The sequence below is a fragment of the Streptomyces sp. NRRL S-646 genome, assembly GCF_000720765.1.
Classification (GTDB): Bacteria; Actinomycetota; Actinomycetes; order Streptomycetales; family Streptomycetaceae; genus Streptomyces.
Genome location: NZ_JODC01000008.1, coordinates 698,244 through 717,364, shown reverse-complemented (window position 1 = coordinate 717,364; position 19,121 = coordinate 698,244). Strand labels below are relative to the sequence as shown.

Sequence of the window (19,121 nt, the reverse complement as noted above, 5' to 3'; positions counted from 1 at the left end):
CCCACCACCCTGCGCGTATCTCACTCCCCAGGAGCTACCGGAGCCAGCAGGCCGCTGTCAGGCGAACCGTCCCGACATCACTCAATCAAGTTCCGTAGCCGATCCAGCGCGAGTTCGCCGACGCCGCCCCGCTCGGCCCTACTGCTTCTCCACGGCGCAGCCGTCGACTTATTTGACTTGGGGTGCGTCCTTGACAATAAGGATCCCCGAATTCGCCCTCTTTCTCCCCACCCCAGACGGGGGCGTTAGTGGGGGTTCGCCCTCGGTGAGGCCGGTCAACGACCGTACCCAGGGCGTTCCGTTCCGGTCGATGAAGTACAGCCGGCTGGCTTGCCACATCGAATCGCTCAGCCTGGGCATCGGCTTCGCGCCGTTCCGGCCGAACCGCGAAACCTCCAGCCCGGTCGCGGAGTACACGGCTTCGCCGCATGGACGAAGGTCCGTGTCCTGGAGCAGGAACGGCGGGTCTTCGCCATCGCTCTTGAGGATGGATACCGCAGTCACCACCTGCGTGACCGCATCAGGCGATCTGTTGACGATGTGGATCTTGCCTGGTGTGCCATTGGTCTCCTCAACCCAGAACGTGACTTGTGCCGCCTGTTGCCGCTTCTCGCGATCGCTGTCTTCTCTCGACTGGTTGAGCTGATCTTTCGCTGTCTGCTGACTCCAATACGTGGCGACGGCCTGGGCCCAGAGACCTCCGATCGCCGCGATCGCCGTACCAACCACCGTGATGACGTGAACCCATCTGGCCCCCCGCAAGCGCTGCCAGAGCCTCTTGGGCTTGATCCGCTTTGGCGGACATCCGAGATCAGGGGTTCAGCCCCGGGAGGATGTCCATCATGGAGAGCACGGGGAAGAAGAAGCCTCGCCCTCGTCGCTCGTTCACGCCGGAGTTCAAGGCGGAGATCGTCGAGCTGTGCCGACGCGGTGACCGCTCGGTCGGTCAGATCGCCAAGGACTTCGATCTGACCGAGACCGCGGTGCGTGACTGGGTGAAGCAGGCCGAGGTCGATGCGGGCGAGCGGGACGGCCTTACCAGCAGCGAACGCGAGGAACTGGCCGCTCTGCGGCGGGAGAACCGCCGTCTGCGTGAGGACGTCGACATCCTCAAGCGGGCCACGGCTTTCTTCGCGAAGGAGACCCGGTGACGGTGTACCCGTTCATCGAGGCGGAGAAGCGTGCAGGTCACAGCGTCAAACGGGCGTGTGAGCTGCTGAAGGTCTCCAGGGCCGCCTTCTATGCCCGCCGTGCTGCCAAGCCCGGCCCCCGGGCGGTCCGTGACGCCGAGCTGGCGGAACAGATCGCCGACGTCCACACGAGGTCGCGGGGAACCTACGGCGCCCCACGCGTCCATGCCGTGCTCAAGCGGGCAGGCGCCGGATGCGGCCGCCGACGTGTCGCGCGGCTGATGCGGACTGCCGGCCTGCAGGGCCGACACCGCAGACGACGACACCAGACGACGGTTCCCGATCCACGAGCTGCCCTGCGGCCCGATCTCGTCGTGCGGGACTTCCAGCCCGACCCCGCCGGCCTGGATGCCCGCTGGTGCGGCGACATCACCTACATCGCCACGGAAGAGGGCTGGCTCTATCTGGCCACTGTCATCGACATCGCTTCCCGTCGCGTGGTCGGCTGGGCGACGGCCGACCACCTGCGGACCGATCTGGTCGCCGATGCCCTCACGGCCGCCTGCCGCAAACGCCGCCCCACCCGTCCGGTGATCTTCCACTCGGACCGTGGCTGTCAGTACACCAGCCAGCAATTCGCCGTGCTGGCAGACCAGTTGGGGGTGCGTCTGTCGGTCGGCCGCACCGGACAGTGCTGGGACAACGCACTCGCCGAATCGTTCTTCGCCACCATCAAGAGGGAGTTGCTCAGCACCGGCTCCTGGCCCAGCCGGACCGCCGCCCACACCGCGATCTTCGACTTCATCGAGGGCTGGTACAACTTGCACCGTCTGCACAGCAGCCTGTGCTATCGCAGTCCCGCCGAATGCGAGACCGCACTCGCAGCCTGACCACCACACCAATGGTGTCCGTCAAAGCGGAACAAGCTCAACCTGATCATGGCGACGCTCACGAAGGCCGCCCTGATCATGGCGACGCTCACGAAGGCCGCCCTGGTCGGGGCGACGCTCACGAAGGCCAACCTCGGTGGGGCGACGCTCACAGAGACCAACCTGGCGGGCAGCGACTTGTCGACCGTAACCAACTTTGGATCCCACGCAGATCGCTTCGGCCCGCACCAATGGATATACCAAACTGCCCCCCAACTTCCACGTCTCGACTTAGGCATCGGCAGTATCGTGATCCGCCCGCCCACCGGCGAGCCTGCTCAAGGCCTCGTACGACTGCACTCCCCGGAAGACCGGCCATCTTGGACACGCTCACCGGCGGGCAACCCCAGGCCGGGGCGCTGCGGGCCGGTCAGAACAGCGGCACGGTGTCCATGCCGTCCGGCTGGGTTTCGGGCTCGGTGAACTCCAACTGCCGGGCGGGCAGCGGCAGGTCGACGATGCGCAGCGATCCGGGGCAGGACACGAGGGAATCGTCGTGCAGGCGGCGCCGGCCGGGCGGGTCGTGACGCCACACGCGGCCCTTGCCGGGCCGCCCGGCGACCGGGCCGGCCGCTATGTCACGCTGGCAGTCCTGGCACTCGATACGGGGCAGTTTCACGCCCACCAGTGTGCCCGGAGGGTAGGAAGGGGAACCGACGGAAGTCTTTGACCTGCTGAAACGTGGGGAGCCAGCCGTGAAGGTCCCGCGCTGAGGTGCGGGGATCCCGGTCGCCTCTGCCGTTACCGCTCCCCCAAGGCAGCGAGGCGCTCGAGCCGTCCCGGGTTTGGAAGCTTCTCTTCCCTCAGGAAAGCTCCCAGCGTTGCCACTGCTTTCTTAGCGTAGAACCGCGCCCATTGGATCCGCCTCAGCTCGGTGTCTTCTGTCCTTTGCTCGCGGCTGATGAGATAAAAGAGCTCTTCGCCCCGGTCGGCCGCCTCGTATCCGTTGAGGAAGGTGAAGATGATGTCCATGCGCTCCTGAAGATCGGGCGCCCCAGGCAGGCGGAGCAGGGCCGTCTCTGCGTCACGACCGAATCTTCTGATCAAATCCGCGATGTCCGGATCACCTCCCCGGAGATGTTCTCCCATCGCCAATTCCAACTCGCGCTCAAGGTGCACGAGTTGGAGGAGCGCCTCCTCTCCAATCGTCAGCGCCCGTTGGTCCCGGCGCTGACGGGCTCCGTATTTGGCCATCTGCCACTGCTGAACCCATCCAGCTGCGACAGCACCGCCTGCGCCTAAGCCGGCGCCGATCAAGCCGATAACGCCCACAGTCACTTCTGCGCTCATAGGCTCATCTTCTCCGCTGCGGCATAGGGCTTGGGAGGCAATCGGCAAACCGGGCGAGCCGAACATTTCACCGATCCCCCAGTAAGCCCCCCGAGGTCAGCGCCCGTCGCTGCTGCGGGTCGGCTGCGAGCCGCTGCGCCGGGAGACCCGCAAGCCGGGCTGCGGCCACTGGTAGGCGAGGATCCGGACCATCGTGTCCCCGTTCAGGTCGACCTCGACCGTTCGAGGACCCGCGCGCGCCGCCACTGACCGCCCGACATCACCTCCAGCGCAGGCCGGTCGGTCCGGGGCCAGATCCACACCGGGGGCTTGGGACCGTCCTTCTCGCGCCAGGGGCGGGCTGGTTGCGCGTCCGGGATGTTGCTCATGTCTCCGAGGGTAGAGACCGGGCTCACCGGCCGATTCGACGCCCGTACGGGGACGCTGGCCGGTTGGGCTGCACGCTTCCCGGTATCCCGGCGCGGGTGCCGCCTCCCTGGGGGGCCTGCGGGAGCGGGGCGTGGACGATGGCGCCTGCGTTGGCCTCCGGGATGAGCCCGTACACGAGGACACAAGAGGCGTCGATACGCACGGGGCTGTCGGGGTCGGTGGGCTGCCACGTCGCCCACTCGCGCTCCAGGTCGGGGAACAGGCTCCGGAAGCGCACCTTGTCCTGCACCATCTGCTGCGCGATCGGCTCCGCCCGCAGCAGCTTCCCCTGCTTGGCCCGCACGGGCAGGATCGCGGGCATGAGGACTGGGCGCCATCCTCGTCGCCGCCACAGCCGGGATGGCGTCGACCGAGGACCCCGACCGCGCCTCGACGGCCAGCGTCCTCGGGGCGACAGTGGCGACGGCCGTACTGGTCATCGGGGTTCCGGCGGCCAACAGCGCGTGGAGCGGAGCGGGCTTCCTCCTCGTCGCGGTGTGCTGCCTGCTCGCCCTGCCGCTCGCCGCGTGGCTGCCCGACGCCCCGACGAGGCCGGCAGGCGGCCTTCCGCAGGCCGGCGTCGGCCGCCCCGGACTACCGCTGCTGGCAGGCGTGGCTCTGCTCGCGGCCACCGACCAGGGTGCCTGGTCGTACGTCGCCGAACTCGGCGAGCAGCACGCCCGGATGAGCACACCGGCGGTGTCCACCGTGCTCGCCGCGGCAGGGGTGATCGCTCTGGCAGGAATCGCCTTCGCGTCCCTGGCCGCACGCCGCTTCGGCCGCTTTCTCGCATTGGCGGCCTGTGTGCCGGTGGAGGCCGCGGCCAAGTTCGCGGTCGCCGCCTCCGCCTCGCCCGGGGTGTACGCGGTGGCCACGGTCGTATGGCAGGCCGGCTATCTGGCCGTCCTCACGCTGGTACTCGCCACCGTGTCCGCGGCCGATCCGTCCGGCCGCTGGGCCGCCACCACCAGCGGGGCGGTCACCGTCGGGACCGCCCTGGGACCGCCGTTGGTCGGAGCCCTGTTGGACATGACCAGTTACGCGGCGCTCGGTGCTGCGCTCGCGGCGGCCACCTTCCTCGCCGCGATCCCTCTGCTGTCCCTGACCCGAACCGGTCCCCCGCGCGCGGATAGGTGATCCGGCCGCCGACAACGGTGAGGAACGGGGGGAGGTCGAGCAGCTCGGTGAGCGAGCAGCCGTCGGGGGCTGTGCGAGAGGCGATCGGCTCGGCGGCTGCTCCTGACCCTCCGATGAGTTTTGGTCACGGGAGTGGTCCGACTTCCGAAACGACTGTGAGGAGTGATCCGAGTGGACCTGTACAGCATCATGTGCGTGAGTGACCGGATCAAGGCACGTGAGTGGTTCGAGGCGTTCTTCGGGCGCCCGGCGGACGAGATCATCGGCGAGGAATACCTGTGGCAGCTTGGTGAGAACGCATGGGTTGTCGTTGACGATCGGGACATGCGCACTGAGCGAGTGGGCGGAGCAATGATCACGCTCGGTGTGAACGACCTCGACGACATCCTGGCCCGACTCGCCGCACACGGGATCGACCACGAACCGGTCGAGACCTACAGCAACGGCGTGCGCCATGTCGTCGTGCTGGACCCTGACGGAAACAGCCTGTCACTTGCCGAGGCACCCACCCGGTGAGTTTCTCCCACCTGTGCGGTGTGCTGCGCCGCGCCTGACCTGCTCGGATTGAGGTTGGAAAACGCACAGTGCATCGGTGGTCCGTACTTCGTCGAGGCAATCCTTCACGGAACCATGGCAGGGACCAATCGAGTCGTCGGTCGATTTCTTGAGGGGCAGAGGGCGCGTATGGACATTCGGCAGCTGGAGTACTTCCTTGCGATTGTCGATCGTGGGGGGTTCAACCGTGCGGCCTCGGCTCTGTACGTGTCACAGCCGTCGCTGTCGCAGGCCGTGCGGGCACTGGAGCGTGATCTCGGGTCAGAGCTGTTCCATCGCATCGGGCGCAGGGCAGTCCTGACGGAGGCCGGAAGGGCCCTGATCGAGCCTGCCCGGGAGGCCGTGCGGAGTCTGGAGACGGCGCGGGCGAGTGTCGCGGCGGTGCATGAGCTGCGTGAGGGGCGCCTGGATGTGGCGTCGATGCCGTCGCAGGCGGTGGAGCCACTGACGACCTTGGTGAGTGCCTTCAGCCACCGGTATCCCGGCGTCTCTGTGGCCATCAAAGCGGCGTTCACGTCGCATGATGTGATCGACATGGTGCGCACGGGTGCCGTGGAGCTGGGGCTTTTGGCGTCCGCCGGTCCGGTCCCCCACAAGGAGGTTGTCTCCCATGCGCTGGGGCGGCAGCGTTTTGTGCTGATGGTGCCGGTCGACGGACCCTTCGCTGATCGGACGGTGGTGGAGTGCCAGGAGCTTGCGGGACAGCGGCTGATCGTCGGGCAGCCGGGTACCGGAATGCGTGCCTACGTCGACGCGCTGCGGGAACAGGGCATCGAGTTCACCGTCGCCGCCGAGACCGAGCACCGCGTGTCGCTCATGCCCCTGGTACTGGCCGGGGTGGGGCTCGCGGTGGTCACAGACTCCTGGCGGGACGTCGCCCGGCGGCTGGGCGCCCGCGTCCTGGACATCGATCCGGAGACCACCTTGGACATCGCCCTCGTCAGCCGCCGCGGCATCCTGTCGCCCGCAGCCGCCGCGTTCGTCACGGCCGCCACCTCGGCCTCCAACGGCTGATAGGCACCGCTTATAAGAGAGATCCGCTTTGCGTCTTGGACGCCGCATGCACCGCCTTGCTGCAATCGACGGCATGACGACGAACCACCGCATTGCCCTGATCCCCGGCGACGGCATCGGCGCCGAGGTACTGCCCCCAGCACGGCAGTTGCTCGATCTTCTCTGCCGCCGCCACGGCTTCAGCCTGACTTACACGTCGTACGACTGGTCGTGCGAGCGGTACCTGCGGGAGGGCGCCATGATGCCCGCCGATGGGATCGACCAGCTGCGCGACAAGGACGCGATCCTGCTGGGTGCGGTGGGATATCCGGGGGTGCCCGACCATGTCTCGCTGTGGGGGCTGCTGATCCCGATCCGGCGCAGCTTCCGCCAGTACGTCAACCTCCGGCCCATCCGTGTCTTCGAAGGCATCGACAGTCCGGTGCGCGGCGCACGGCCGGGCGAGGTCGATTTCATCGTCGTGCGCGAGAACATGGAAGGCGAGTACAGCGAGGTCGGCGGTCGGCTCAACAGCGGCTTCCCGGACGAGATCGCCGTGCAGGAGGCCGTGTTCACCCGGGCCGGTGTCACACGCGTGCTGGACTACGCGTTCACGCTCGCCTCCCAGCGCGGCGGCCGCCTGACCTCCGCGACCAAGTCGAACGGCATCGTGCACACCATGCCGTTCTGGGACCAGCTCGTCACCGAGCGGGCCACCTCATTCCCGCAGGTCGCCTGGGACCAAGAGCACATCGACGCCCTCGCGGCCAAGTTCGTCCTCGAGCCGGCCCGCTTCGACGTCGTCGTCGCCTCCAACCTCTTCGGCGACATCCTCAGCGACCTCGCGGCCGCGGTCGCCGGATCCATCGGCGTCGCCCCGGCGGCCAACCTCAACCCCGAGCGGGACTTCCCCTCGATGTTCGAGCCCGTGCACGGCTCCGCGCCCGACATCGCAGGCCAGGGCATCGCCAACCCGCTGGGCGCGATTTGGTCCGCGGCCATGATGCTCGACCACCTCGGCCACCCCGCCGCGGCCAAGGACATCACGGACGCGATCGCCGCGATCCTGGCCAAGACCGATATCCGCACCCGTGACCTGGGCGGAACCGCGACCACCGCCGAGTTCACCGACAAGCTGATCGAGCTCCTCTGAGCCATCTCCCCCTCGGTGGGCGGCAGGGACGACGCCATGCACCGCTCATCGGGCACTCCCGTGCCCTCTCCCCTCTCCCGAGCCGCGCCCCCACCGGCCCTCCCTCGTGGCGAGGACCGTTCAGCGTCCCGGTTGCGCTCCGTTCCTCAACGAGGAGAAAGGCCATCCAGGGTTCTCGATCACGATCTTGACGCCGCGTTCGCCCGCGTAGTCCATCAGCTCGGGCAGCACCTTCTCGCCCTCGAGCGCGGGGTGCGCCGCGCCCGGCCGGTCACAGTCGCCGACGCAGGTGCGGGTGCGGACCGGGCGGGGGCGCCGTCGGTGGAGGGTGCGTGCGGGGAGTGCCCAGCGGGAGCCGTCATGCCTGACCCTGCCTTGCGATGTGTGCGGCGGCGTGGTCGCCGATCACCGGCCAAGCCCGGGCCTCCTCAGCAACGGCCCTTCCCGCCCGAAGAGCGGCCACGGGATCGGCCGCCTCGTCCAGCTCGACGAGCACGATGCCGGCGCCGGGTGTACGGGACATCGCGTCGGCCCATGCCCTCCAGTCCACGATGCCGGTGCCCAGTTCGGTCATGTAGGGCTGCTGCTGGGCGAAGACCGTGTCGTCGATGGTGAGGTGGACGTCGATCGGCTTGACGGCGTCCTTCCAGTGCGCGAGCGCGATGCGCTGGGAGTGACGGCGCGCGACGGCGACGGGGTCACCTCCTCCGAGCGCGATGTGGCAGGAGTCGGGGCACAGCCACACGTAGCACGGATCGGTCAGGGTCATGAACAGGTCGATGTCCCGCTCGTACCACAGGGTGCTGTTGGACTCGGTGTGGAAGGCGAGCCTCACGCCGTACCGGGAGACGGCCTCCCCGACCATGTGGGCGATGTCGGCCATCCGCGTCATGTGCGCGGCGTCGACGAAGAAGGGCGGACGCGTCCCGAACGTCGTCCGCATCGGCAGTCCGGCGACTAGCAGTTCCGCCCCCACCTCGGCGAGGAAGGCGGCGCGTCGCTCGGCGTCGGCGACGATCGCGGGCAGGTCGCCGTCCTGCCGCCAGTCGGGGGCGTCGCTGCCGGCGATGAACGCGCTCACCACGGACAGGCCGCGGGCCGCGAGCTCGCGGCGGAAGGAGGCCGCGCTGCCGAAGGCGCGCAGAGCCGAGTCGATGTCGCCGGGCGGGAAGGTCAGCTCCAGGCCGGTGATCCCGGCCTCCGTCAGCGCGTCCATCACTCGTTCCCAGAAGGGCCGGGGATGGTCGCGGGCCCAGTCGCGCAGGGCCTCGGCGGAGTCCAGTCCCCAGAAGTCCGGGTGGTAGAAGGTGACGACGTCGGTCGCGAAGCGCGGTGTCAGTGGTGTCATGCGGCGCCTCCGCGGGCGTTGTAGACGGTGACCCCGTCGACGTCGACGGCGTCCCGGTAGGCTCGGAACACGGCGAGCGCCTCGTCCCGGAGTACGTCGTGTATGACCTTGATGCCGCGTGCCTCGAACTGCTCGGCCCAGTCCGCGCCCAGCGGGCCCTCGTCGAAGGTCGTGATCTCCTCCAGCTCCGGCCCCTCACCCGCGACCACTAGCCCCCGCACCCCGGACCACAGCGCCGCGCCGTAACACTGCACGCACGGACGCCAGTTGACGACCAGCTCGTGCGTCGGCGCACCCTCGCCGCCGAGGTCCCAGCCGCCGGTCGCCGTCTGGGCGAGGCCCAGCGCGACGACCTCGGCGTGCGCGCTGGAGACCCCGGAGGCAAGTACGACGTTCACGCCGACCGAGACGATCCGGCCGGTGTCCTGCTCGGCGACGAGTGCCGCGAACGGACCGCCGTTGCCCTCCCGCCAGTTGCGGTCGGCGAGGCGGTGCACGAGGCGCATGCGGTCGCCGCGGTCGGGGATGGCGGCGGGCACATCGGCGAGTTCGTCGTCGATCCACGTGGGCAGCGCCACGCGATATTCCCTCGGGATGTCGATCACGGTTCCGGATTCCTCTCAGTGGGCGGCGGGCGCGGTGATGCGTTCGGCGACGGCGCGCGCGGCTCGTACCGCGGTCACCGCGCCGGCCAGCGTGACGTTGGCGGCCATGGCAGTGGGGATCACGCCGTTGCCCGCGAGGTACAGGTTGTCGAAGCCCCACACCCGGCCGTGGGGGTCGCACACGCTGGTGCCGTCGTCGGCGGTGCCGGCCCGGACGGTTCCGGTCTGGTGCAGCGACGAGCCGGGCGGGAGCAGGGCCAGTTCGGTCTCTGGATCGAACGTGCCGAACTCCTCGGCGAGCGACCGGACTTCGTCGAGCGCGCGGCCGATCAGCGCCCGGTCTGCGGCGGAGTAGCCGAACTCGACGGTGATCCGTGGCATCCCGGCGAGGTCGGTGTCCGACTCCGAGAAGACGAGCCGGTTCTCGGGACGGGACTCGACGGGGGCGTACAGCGACAGGCCCACCGAGTGCGCCAGGGGGCGGTCGGCCTCGTCCATGTATGTGCGGTTCATGATCTGGCCGTGGAACGGCTGCGCCGCGCCGTTCTGCGGCAGCCAGAGCGAGTCCGTGGCGAACTCGCCGGGGAGCGGCAGGGGCAGGGCGTCGAGGCCGATGCCGAACCGGTCGAGGTCGAGCAGCACGCGGGCGCTGATGAATGCGTGCTCGTTGAGGTGACGCCCCAGTGCCGTGGGCCGTATGCCGGACGCGAACAGCAGTTGCGGGGTGCGCAGCGCGTCGGCGCACACCACCACGGTCTCCGCGCCCAGCTCGTACTCGGTGCCATCGGCGACACGACGCAGCCGGGCGCCGGCGACCCGGCCGCCGTCGGTGACGAGGGCCGTGGCGAGGGTGCCGGTCAGGAGCGTGAAAGCCGGGTCCCCGCCCGCCGCGATCGGGGGGAAGACCGTGCCCGGAGCCGTGCGCGGCATGGGGCCCGCCGGTGTCGCGGTAACCGCCATCGGCATCGGCTGCGGCCGCCGGTCGTCCGGTCCGACGCCGTCGTAGCACCGACGCAGTACCTCAAGTACCCGCTGCCCGACCGGAGTCGGGCCGATGGCGGCGGGCGTGACCGCGAGCAGTCGGCGCGCGGTGTCCAGATCCGTCGCCCAGCAGTCCGGGTCACCGAAGTCGAACACCTCGTCCCCGGCGGGCCAGGGGGTAGCGGCGGTCCAGTGCACGCCCATGCCGCCCACGTTCCACGCGAGCGCGGCAGCCGGCATCGCCTCGGCATCCTCGCCGAAGGCGAGGGCGTGGAACATGCCGGGCGCCAGGCCGGTGATGCTGTCCGCGACGTCGCGTACCACTTCGGCGCCCGTGTACAGGCCCTGGACACCGGTGGCGACCCGCTCGTTGTAGCGCGACCACAGGGCCGGATCGTCGAGGTCGTGCAGGTGCAGGCCGGGAGCCGCGCCGATCGGCTGGCCGCCGTCGACCACGGTGATGTCCAGCGCCGGATCGGTGCCCCGCAGCAGCCGGGCCACGACGGATCCCATGATGCCGCTGCCCACGATGAGAACGCCGGTCCTGCTGGTGCCGGTCATGGTCGGACTCCTGTCCTGTGAAACTGGGTGTGAGGGGAAAGTGCGGATGGGGCGCGCGATCACGCGCTCGGGACGGGCGGGCCGAACAACTCGGTGTCCATGTGGTCGAGCACGAACTTGACGGCGCCGATGAGCGGGCCGTCGGAGCCCAGTACGGTGGCGCGCAGCTCGACGGCGGGGGTACGGGCGCCGCGCATCGCCTCGTGCACCCGGGGCAGCAGCACATCGGCCGCGTCCTCCAGACCGCCGCCGAGCACGATGAGCGACGGCGCGACGGTCCACGACAGGGTGGTGAGGATCGACGCGATGTTCTCCACGAACTCGTCGACGTCCGCGAGCGCCGCCGCGTCGCCGCCCCGAGCCGCGGCGAAGCGGCCGAGCGCGACCCGCCGCCGGGCCGGATCCGGTGAGGTCAGCCACGCCACGGGGCGGTCCTCCACCGAGCCGGCCGGCAGCGACACCGCCTCGGCGATCTCGCCCGCGGCGCCTTCGAGACCACGGTGGACGTCACCGCGTATGAGGATGCCGAGGCCGGTCCGGTTGCCGAGCATCGCCCACACGACGTTGTCGTGGTCACCGGCCGCACCCCGCCAACGCTCGCCGAGCGCACCCAGATTGGTGTCGTTGTCCGCGAACCACGGCATGCCGATGCGCTGCCCGAGTTCCTTGGGCAGGCGCACGCCTTCCCACTGCGTCGTGTGCACCAGGCGCCGTACGACGCCGTCGTCGTCGATCGCGCCACCACCGGCGATCGCGCCGGCCCGGAGCCGGTCCGCCGTCCCGCCCGCGTCGGCGAGGGCCTCCAGCACCAGCGCCGCCGCGTCGTCGAGCGTGGCCCGCGGATCCTGGTAGTCACGCAGCCGCCGGTGCGCCCGGCCGACGATTCGGCCGCGCACATCGGCGACGACCGCGGACCCGTCCAGGGTGGTGATGCGCACGGCCGCCAGCAGCGCGTGCTCGGCCCGCAGCTCGTACCGGCGAGCGGGGCGCCCGGCGCAGCCGCTTACCGGCACCCGGTCGAGTTCGCTCACCCAGCCCGCGTCGACGAGCGAGTCCAGGATGAGTTCGATGGTGCGGCGGGACAGGCCGACCCGCTCGGACAGCTCGGCCAGCGTCATCGGTCCGGCCGACACCGCCAGCGTGCGCAGGATCACCGAGGTGTTGACCCGCCGGACGGCGCTCTGGTTCATCCCGGACATCAGCACGCCTCCGCCGTGTCGGACCCCGCCACCACCGGGTCGTACACACCTGTGGTGTCGACCGTCGGCGTCGCCCCGGGCCCGCCGTATTCGCGAGCGGGGTCGCCGAGCCTCCCGGTCGCCCGCTCCCAGGCCGGCGACCTGCCATGGACGAACGCGGCCAGATCGGCGTGCATGGATGTGGCGAGGTCCGAGGGCGGCCGCGTTCCGAGGGCCTCGGCGGTCCCCGGCGCGTCGAGTACGTCGAAGAAGAACGGGATGTCGGCGCAGTGCACGGCTCCACCGAGTACGGGGGAGGGCCATTCGAAGGAGTACAGCCAGGTGCCGGCGCCGGCGTCGCGCCGCGAGGCCGCCGCGCGGGGACAGGCGGCGCGGAACAGGGTGTCCGTCACACGGGTGCCCGCCGTGCGGGCGGCGGCGTTGCGGATGCCCGGGGCGCCGCCGTCGAACTCGTCGCCCGTCGCGCCGAGCAGCAGCGGTACGTCGTCCCCGTGTATGGCAAGACCGTCGGCGATGGGCGCCGGAAGGATGTCGTCGCCGACGACCGGGCCGAGCACGAGCGGGCCGTCGTCGCCACGTTCGCTCCGCAGCAGACGGACGCCCTGCTGAACGCTTTCCACCGTGAGGCCGCCGAAGCCGTCGCGCGTCGGCGGCACGCCGAGCCGGTCACCGAGCCGCCCGGCGAAGCCGCGCGCGGCGTCCGCGCCCACCTCGAAGAAGCCGCCGGACACACTGACCGCGCGGTGGAAGCGACCACTGCCGAAGGGCGAGGAGAGCAGCGCGAGCACCGCCCCGCCTCCCGCCGACTGGCCGGCGACGGTGACCCGGCCCGGATCACCGCCGAAAGCCGCGATGTTCTCCTGCACCCAGTCGAGCGCGAGCAGCAGGTCGCGCAGCCCGAGGTTCGGGGGTACGCCGTCCAGCGGGGCGAATCCGTCGACGCCGAGCCGGTAGCCGGGCGTCACGGTGACGATTCCGTCGCGGGCGAAGGCGCGGCCGTCGTACCACGGACTGGTGGGGCTGCCCGCGAGGAAGCCGCCGCCGTGGATCCACACCAGCACCGGGCATGACACACCGTCCGCAGGGGCGACGACACTCAGGTTCAGTACGTCGTCGCCCGGCACCGACGGCTCCGGAATGGTGGTCGTGGCGAACAGCGGCACGCACTGCGAGGTGGCACCGTGCCGGGACGCGTCGAACGGCTGCGTGAACCGGCCGCGTGGCACCGGCGCCGCGAACCGCCGCGCCCCGACGGGTGCTGCGGCGAACGGGATGCCGAGGAAGCGCCGTAGCCGGCCGGTGCGGCGGCCGATGATCGTGCCCGCGGGAGCCCTCACCACGTCCATCACATCCACCGCGGTCACCGCATTCCCGTTCCGGCGACGCCCTGCACGAAGTAGCGCTGCAGGAAGAGGAAGAGCACGAGCACCGGCAGCATCACGAGGATCGCGCCGGCGAGCATCAGGCCGTAGTCGGTGACGTGCGCGGCAGCCTGGCTGGTGGCGGCCAGCCCCACTGGGAGCGTGTAACTGGAGGTGCTCTGAGCGACGATGAGCGGCCAGATGAAGTTGTTCCACGAGTAGAGGAACGACATGATCGTGATCGTCGCGACGGCGGGACCCGCCAACGGCAGGAAGATCCGGAAGAAGATCCGGAACTCCCCCGCCCCGTCGATCCGGGCCGCTTCCAGCAGTTCGTCGGGGACCGACAGGGCGTACTGCCGCATGATGAACACGGACAGCGGCAGCGCCGCACCGGGCAGGGCGATACCGGTGAGAGTGTCCGCCAGGCCCAGGTCGACGGTGATCACGAACTGGGTGACGAACACCGTAGTGAACGGCACCATCATCGCCGCCATGACCGCGCCGAACGCGATCCGCTTGCCCGCGAATTCCAGCTTGGCGAGCGCGTATCCCGCTGCCGACGCCGCCACGATGTTGCCGGCGACGACGATGACCGCGACCACGATGCTGTTGACCAGGAACCGGCCGAAGCCCTCGGTCTGGAACAGTCGTACGAAGTTGTCGAGGGTGATGTGGTGCGGAAGCCAGGCGCCGGGGTCGGAGCGGATCTCGTCGAGGCTGCGCAGCGAGCCGCTGAGCACCCAGACGAACGGCAGCATCGTGAGCAGCGCGCACAGCACGAGCGCGCCGTACAGCAGGGGACGGGCGACGGACCGACGGCGCACCTGCGTCCGTTCGCCCGCCATCTCGGCATTCCGCGGTGCGGCGATGGTGGTCATGCGCGGGGCCTCAGCATTCGGAACTGGACGATGCTCACCAACGTCACGAGGAGGAGCATCACGAAGGACGCCGCCGAGGACATGCCGAACTCGCCGACCCCGAACTGGTGGTAGGTGTACAGCGCCACCGACTCGGTGGAGCCCAGCGGGCCGCCGCCCGTGAGCAGATACGGCTCGTCGAACACCTGGAGGTAGAAAACGGTCAGCAGCACCGACACCATCAGCGTGGTCGGCATCAGCAACGGCAGGGTGATGTGCCTGAGCTGCCGCCACCAGCCGGCTCCGTCGAGGGAGGCGGCCTCGTACACGTCCTGCGGGATCGCCTGCAGACCGGCGAGGAACAGCACCATCGCGATGCCGAAGTTGCGCCAGACACCCAGCAGGATGACCACGGGCATGGCCAGGTGTGTGTCGTCCAGCCAGTTCGGACCGGCGAAACCGACGGCACCGAGCACCTTGTTGACGGTGCCGTTGGCGTTGAAGGCGTACTGCCAGATCATGGCGACGGCCACGACGTTCGTGACGACCGGTGCGAAGAAGACGGTACGGAAGGTGCCGCGCAGCCGCCGGATGCCGGAGTTGAGCGCGAGGGCGAGCGCGAACCCGAACCCCATCGTCAACGGCACACCGACGGCCACGAACAGGACGGTGTTGAGGATGTCGCGCAGGAAGCTCGGGTCCTCCAGCAGCCGGAGATAGTTCTGGATTCCGGTGAAGTCGACGGCGAGCGGATGCCGCAGGTCCGTGCCGCGCAGATCGGTGAGGCTGAACCCGAGCGCGGCGACGGTGGGAATCGCCGTGTAGAGCAGGAACACCAGGGCGAACGGTGCGAGGAACAGCCAGGCGACAGCCGTTCGCCGGGCGCCCCGGGGCCGACGCGCACCGCGCGGCGTCGTCGGCCCGATGGTGGCGGTCATCCGGGGATCACCCCTTGCCCGTGCCGAGGCTCTCGGCGTATGCCTGGACGTTCGCGGCGGCCTTCGCGGCGGTCCCCTTGCCCTTGGCCACGGCTTCCATCTCCTTGCCCAGCCGGGTGGCGACCTGCTGCCAGGTGCTCACCTGCGGGAACGCCCGGGTGTTCTTCAGCTGCGTGAGGAAGGCGTCCAGCAGCGGCTGGCCCGCGACGGCAGGGTTGGCCCAGGCTGAGGCGACGGCCGGCAGCGAGCTGTACGCCTTGTACTGCGCGACCTGGGTGCTCGGCTTGGAGATGTACCGGATGAGCTTCCAGGCCGCGTCCGCGTTGCCGCTGTCGGCGAGCACGCCCCAGCTCCCCCCGGCGGAGAAGGAGACGCTGCCCGACGATCCGGCCGGCAGGGGTGCGGTGGCGACGTGGGAGGCCGTCCAGCCGGTCTTCTTCGCGACCGCGTCGAGCTGGCCGATGACCCACGGGCCCGTGATCATGCAGGAGGTCCTGCCCGACACGAAGTACGGCTGCGCGTCGAGGAACGTGGGCCCGCTGGTGTCGGCGATGCCCGAGGTGAAGAACGACGCGTTGTACTTGATCGCGTCGACCATCGCCGGTGTGTCGAGCGTCCACTTGCCGCCGGACGGGAGCAGCGAGCCACCCGCCTGCCAGGCGTACATCGCCACGTCCTGGCCGTTGAAGACGTCCCAGCCGATGTCCGCCCCGAGGCCGTGCCCGGCGCCGGCGCTCTGGAGCGCCTTGAAGAAGGGCACCATCTCGTCCCATGTCGCCGGCGCCTTGACGCCCGCCTTCTTGGCGAGGTCGGAGCGGTAGACGAGCGCGTAGGTGTAGGCGTACCAGGGCACCGTGTAGGCGACGTTCTTCACCACACCGGCGTCCCACAGACTCGTGAAGAAGGCGGACGGGTCGACGAGACCGTCCGGGACGGGCCGCAGGATCGACGGATCGAGGAACTGCGCCTGCGACTCGGGGAAGAACTGGGCGACATCGGGTCCCTTGCCCGCCGCGATCGCCGACTGGAGCTTGGTGTAGTACTCGGCGTTCGGGATCAGCGTGAACTTCACGTCGAGGTCGGGATTCGCGGCCTTGAAGGGCTTGATGACCTTGTCGAGCACGTCGGCATCGCCCTGGGCGGCCCAGACGTCGACGGTTCCCTTGGCCGGGGAGTTGTCGACGGGCTTGGCGGTGGCGGCGGTCGCAGCGTTGTCACTGCCGCGACCGCAGCCTGCCAGGGCGAAGCTGCCGAGGAGAGCTGTGCCGGCGGTCAGCCGTATGACACCGCGTCTGGAGGGGTGGGACACGCTGGGCTCCTGTCTCATGGGCGATGAGCACAGTGGGGGATTTCGGGGAAAGTAGCGAATTTGGTCCGAGGGGACCTGACGGGGGTGATGGGCCGCCTGATGGGTCCGCTGGGGGCGATGACCCCTTAACGGCGTGGCAGTGACCGTATGCGTGATTGGTTGCGGTGGAACCGCGGATCCGTCACGGTGAAATTTCGGAACTTGTAGCAAAATCCCTTGGGGCGGCATTCGGGCTCTGTGCGGCCAAGCTCGTCGATCCGGCTGCGGCATTCCGCCCGACCCGCGGCATGATGATCACTCGTTTTGCTGAGGTGGGCGGCGAGCGGGTCCCGAAGGCACGAGCCTTTGCAGCGAGAGGCTGAGGTGTCGCGCCCTGGTGAGCGCGACGTAGAGCGAGCGGTGATGCTCGTTGCCAGGATCAAGGCCTTTCAGCAGTGCAGCCGCGTCGGTCTCCCAGAGCGTTCCCCTGACGCACCTGAAGGCCTTCCAGAGAGGCTCCCTGGAAGGCCTTCGCTGTGTTGACATGCACTTTTGTGGTTCCCCCGGCAGGATTCGAACCTGCGACACCCGCTTCAGGAGTTCGATCCATTGGCCGTGCAGGCTGCTTGGGCCCGTGCTTGCCAAGCGAATCGCAATCCAGCTCGGGACGCCGGAAGCCGTCGTCGTCCGGCGACGTTGATGTCAGCTGGTGATGTCAGACCGGTGGGTGCTCGTCGGGCAGAGGGGCGCGGACGAACTTGGTACGCCGCTCGTCAGAGGCTCCCATGTCATGGAAGTTCCGACGTGCCTCCGTAAGACTCAGCCGGCCGTTCGGACCGCCCCGGACCCGGTCGGCATCGTGGTCGTCCTGCCCATCGTCCTCCCAGAAACACACCGGGCAGATCTCGCAGCTTCCGCGTTCATCGAGCGTCAGGAAGCCGCAGCAGGGGCAGCGGTAAGGACCGTCCTCGGCTTGCCGCTGGATGTTGACGAAGGGGCTGACCATCACGGCATCCTGACTCGCCGTGCCGCTGATCGCGACCCAATAGATACGAACTGCCCCATTGAGCCACCACCTTGAGAATCTGCCCTCGCTTGCAGCCAGCTATGGCGCTGGCCTGCGTTGACGGTGCGGCTCTGAACTCTCCGAGTGCGGTTGCTCCCACCGTGATTCCCCGCTGTCCCCGCTCGGTCTGGTGCGGTTGTGGTGCGGCGTCTGCTGTGGCGCTCCGGAGGACACGTGCTGCCTGATGTCGCCAGCGGGGTGATGACTCGTCCTGCTGCGTCATTCCAACAAGTGTTCTGCTTGGATCAGTCCATGACTTCTGTCGGGGCATCGGACGAAACACGAGTGGGGGCCGAGCTCGCGGTCTGGTTCGGCGGGGCGTCCATGGCGTGCTGGCTCTGTTGCCCGTTCTGGATACTGGTCTGCTTCATCGCGCTGCCCCTGGCCCTCGTCGGGATCGTGCGGGCCTGCGTCGAATACCGCGCATCGAAGTCGGGGCGAGCGAGCAGGCCGCGAGCCGTAGTGGGTGCCGTGTTGTCCCTCCTGGGGGCAACAGCGTCGATCACCTACATGATCTTTCTGGCCAACCATCCGGATCTTCCCGTCCAGGGGTAGCGGTCCACGGCGCCCACACGCTTTCCAACTGTGTTGGCAGGGCGATGGGTGCCGTTCGAGAGCGTTCACCTGGGTTCATGGGCGGTCGACCACCGAGACAAGGGCAGCCCTGGGTGAACGTCGCTGAATGAGACGGAAACTGAGACGGCCGGGCAGGGTTTGAGGTCCGCTCGAGGGTGCCGTCAACAGTTCCTTCAAATCACCCATACCGGGATGTGCCCTAGGTCACAATGGAGTGGTAGGTCAAGTCTGTCGGTGGGTCAAGCGACCAAGGGACGGGTATCGGCAACCCACGTTGGCCACCTGTGTACCTGTCAGTAGCGGGGGGCATGATGAGCTGGTGGCAATTCGGCTTGTTTGGTGCTGGAGGGGGCCTGAGCGTTGAACTGCTGGCCGTGTTCCGCGGATGTGCGGAATGGCAGGCAGCACGGCGCACCGCAAGCGGCCGACGCCGCACAAAACCCCCACCCTTACGGCAGTATCTGGACACGACAGCCCACGTGTGCCTCGCCATCCTGCGCGCTGCCATCGGAGCCAGCGCGGCCCTGCTCTTCGGTACCAGCGGTCAGATCAGCGGCGTATACGCGGCTGTGGCACTTGGCGTCTGTGCGCCGGCCGTGCTGGCCCAGTTGGGCGCAGCCCCTCAAGTGGCCCGTCTCGTGGTCGGCCCTCCGGTCTCCGCGCCCGCGAGTGGCAGTGCCCCCCAGGGCGAGACGGCTCTCGAAGCGGCTGGCCCCACAGGCGGTCAATGATGAAGGGCTTGC

Annotated in this window: 21 protein-coding genes; 7 read left to right on the top strand and 14 right to left on the bottom strand. The window is 69.1% G+C overall.

What is annotated here, in order from left to right; translation table 11 throughout:
• Positions 1 to 168 precede the first annotated feature (168 nt).
• Positions 169 to 729: a hypothetical protein gene (locus IH68_RS0123350; RefSeq protein ID WP_159403718.1), complete on the bottom strand. Its 561-nt coding sequence runs from the start codon at positions 727 to 729 to the stop codon at positions 169 to 171.
• A gap of 113 nt (positions 730 to 842) precedes the next feature.
• Between IH68_RS0123350 and IH68_RS0123345 the strand changes: the two genes are divergently transcribed.
• The 3 genes from IH68_RS0123345 to IH68_RS59855 are packed head-to-tail and all read left to right on the top strand — an operon-like array spanning position 843 to position 2,482.
• On the top strand, positions 843 to 1,151 hold the full coding sequence (locus IH68_RS0123345; RefSeq protein WP_037885038.1) for an IS3 family transposase: 309 nt from the start codon (positions 843 to 845) through the stop codon (positions 1,149 to 1,151).
• A complete protein-coding gene (locus tag IH68_RS0123340) occupies positions 1,148 to 2,020 on the top strand; it encodes an IS3 family transposase (protein WP_030938347.1) in 873 nt (290 codons plus the stop codon). The genes IH68_RS0123345 and IH68_RS0123340 overlap by 4 nt, the downstream gene beginning before the upstream one ends.
• Positions 2,021 to 2,068: 48 nt before the next feature.
• A complete protein-coding gene (locus IH68_RS59855; protein WP_078912567.1) occupies positions 2,069 to 2,482 on the top strand; it encodes a pentapeptide repeat-containing protein in 414 nt (137 codons plus the stop codon).
• On the opposite strand, the gene IH68_RS0123335 is transcribed toward IH68_RS59855, so the two are convergent.
• The 4 genes from IH68_RS0123335 to IH68_RS0123320 form a co-directional block, all read right to left on the bottom strand.
• Positions 2,430 to 2,678, bottom strand: a complete 249-nt coding sequence (locus IH68_RS0123335) for a hypothetical protein (protein WP_030938345.1) — start codon at positions 2,676 to 2,678, stop codon at positions 2,430 to 2,432. The genes IH68_RS59855 and IH68_RS0123335 overlap by 53 nt on opposite strands.
• Positions 2,679 to 2,800: 122 nt before the next feature.
• Positions 2,801 to 3,349 carry a hypothetical protein gene (locus IH68_RS0123330; protein WP_030938343.1) on the bottom strand — a complete coding sequence of 183 codons (549 nt, stop codon included), beginning with the start codon at positions 3,347 to 3,349 and terminating at the stop codon, positions 2,801 to 2,803.
• Positions 3,350 to 3,552: 203 nt separating this feature from the next.
• Positions 3,553 to 3,717, bottom strand: a complete 165-nt coding sequence (locus IH68_RS56455) for a hypothetical protein (protein ID WP_159403717.1) — start codon at positions 3,715 to 3,717, stop codon at positions 3,553 to 3,555.
• 23 nt (positions 3,718 to 3,740) lie between these two features.
• Positions 3,741 to 4,079 (bottom strand): hypothetical protein, encoded by a 339-nt coding sequence (locus IH68_RS0123320; RefSeq protein ID WP_030938341.1) that lies wholly within the window; start codon positions 4,077 to 4,079, stop codon positions 3,741 to 3,743.
• A 38-nt stretch (positions 4,080 to 4,117) separates the two neighbouring features.
• On the opposite strand from IH68_RS0123320, the gene IH68_RS0123315 reads away from it, so the two are divergent.
• The 4 genes from IH68_RS0123315 (at position 4,118) to IH68_RS0123300 (ending at position 7,595) form a co-directional block, all read left to right on the top strand.
• A complete protein-coding gene (locus IH68_RS0123315; protein ID WP_051833672.1) occupies positions 4,118 to 4,894 on the top strand; it encodes a hypothetical protein in 777 nt (258 codons plus the stop codon).
• Between the two features lie 171 nt (positions 4,895 to 5,065).
• Positions 5,066 to 5,410 (top strand): VOC family protein, encoded by a 345-nt coding sequence (locus IH68_RS0123310; RefSeq protein WP_063763535.1) that lies wholly within the window; start codon positions 5,066 to 5,068, stop codon positions 5,408 to 5,410.
• A 168-nt stretch (positions 5,411 to 5,578) separates the two neighbouring features.
• The gene (locus IH68_RS0123305) at positions 5,579 to 6,463 is read left to right on the top strand and encodes a LysR family transcriptional regulator (RefSeq protein WP_030938335.1); all 885 of its coding nucleotides are present in this window, start codon (positions 5,579 to 5,581) and stop codon (positions 6,461 to 6,463) included.
• Between the two features lie 73 nt (positions 6,464 to 6,536).
• On the top strand, positions 6,537 to 7,595 hold the full coding sequence (locus IH68_RS0123300) for a tartrate dehydrogenase (protein ID WP_030938333.1): 1,059 nt from the start codon (positions 6,537 to 6,539) through the stop codon (positions 7,593 to 7,595).
• A 358-nt stretch (positions 7,596 to 7,953) separates the two neighbouring features.
• On the opposite strand, the gene IH68_RS0123295 is transcribed toward IH68_RS0123300, so the two are convergent.
• The 9 genes from IH68_RS0123295 to IH68_RS50060 all read right to left on the bottom strand — a co-directional run bounded on the left by IH68_RS0123295 (position 7,954) and on the right by IH68_RS50060 (position 17,742).
• Positions 7,954 to 8,934 (bottom strand): sugar phosphate isomerase/epimerase family protein, encoded by a 981-nt coding sequence (locus IH68_RS0123295; RefSeq protein WP_051833692.1) that lies wholly within the window; start codon positions 8,932 to 8,934, stop codon positions 7,954 to 7,956.
• Between the two features lie 5 nt (positions 8,935 to 8,939).
• A complete protein-coding gene (locus tag IH68_RS0123290) occupies positions 8,940 to 9,548 on the bottom strand; it encodes a nucleoside deaminase (protein ID WP_030938330.1) in 609 nt (202 codons plus the stop codon).
• Positions 9,549 to 9,563: 15 nt separating this feature from the next.
• Entirely contained in the window at positions 9,564 to 11,090 is a 1,527-nt protein-coding gene (locus IH68_RS0123285) for a GMC oxidoreductase (protein WP_030938327.1), read from the bottom strand.
• Positions 11,091 to 11,149: 59 nt separating this feature from the next.
• A complete protein-coding gene (locus IH68_RS0123280; protein ID WP_199931912.1) occupies positions 11,150 to 12,280 on the bottom strand; it encodes an ROK family transcriptional regulator in 1,131 nt (376 codons plus the stop codon).
• An 8-nt stretch (positions 12,281 to 12,288) separates the two neighbouring features.
• Positions 12,289 to 13,653, bottom strand: coding sequence for a carboxylesterase family protein (locus IH68_RS0123275; RefSeq protein ID WP_030938324.1), 1,365 nt, complete (start codon positions 13,651 to 13,653; stop codon positions 12,289 to 12,291).
• Positions 13,650 to 14,531 carry a carbohydrate ABC transporter permease gene (locus tag IH68_RS0123270; protein WP_030938322.1) on the bottom strand — a complete coding sequence of 294 codons (882 nt, stop codon included), beginning with the start codon at positions 14,529 to 14,531 and terminating at the stop codon, positions 13,650 to 13,652. The genes IH68_RS0123275 and IH68_RS0123270 overlap by 4 nt, the downstream gene beginning before the upstream one ends.
• Positions 14,528 to 15,448 carry a carbohydrate ABC transporter permease gene (locus IH68_RS0123265; protein ID WP_030938320.1) on the bottom strand — a complete coding sequence of 307 codons (921 nt, stop codon included), beginning with the start codon at positions 15,446 to 15,448 and terminating at the stop codon, positions 14,528 to 14,530. Before IH68_RS0123265 ends, IH68_RS0123270 begins: the two co-directional genes overlap by 4 nt.
• Before the next feature lie 7 nt (positions 15,449 to 15,455).
• Entirely contained in the window at positions 15,456 to 16,757 is a 1,302-nt protein-coding gene (locus IH68_RS0123260) for an extracellular solute-binding protein (RefSeq protein WP_030938318.1), read from the bottom strand.
• Positions 16,758 to 17,451: 694 nt separating this feature from the next.
• Entirely contained in the window at positions 17,452 to 17,742 is a 291-nt protein-coding gene (locus tag IH68_RS50060) for a CPCC family cysteine-rich protein (RefSeq protein WP_030938316.1), read from the bottom strand.
• Positions 17,743 to 19,121: the final 1,379 nt, after the last annotated feature.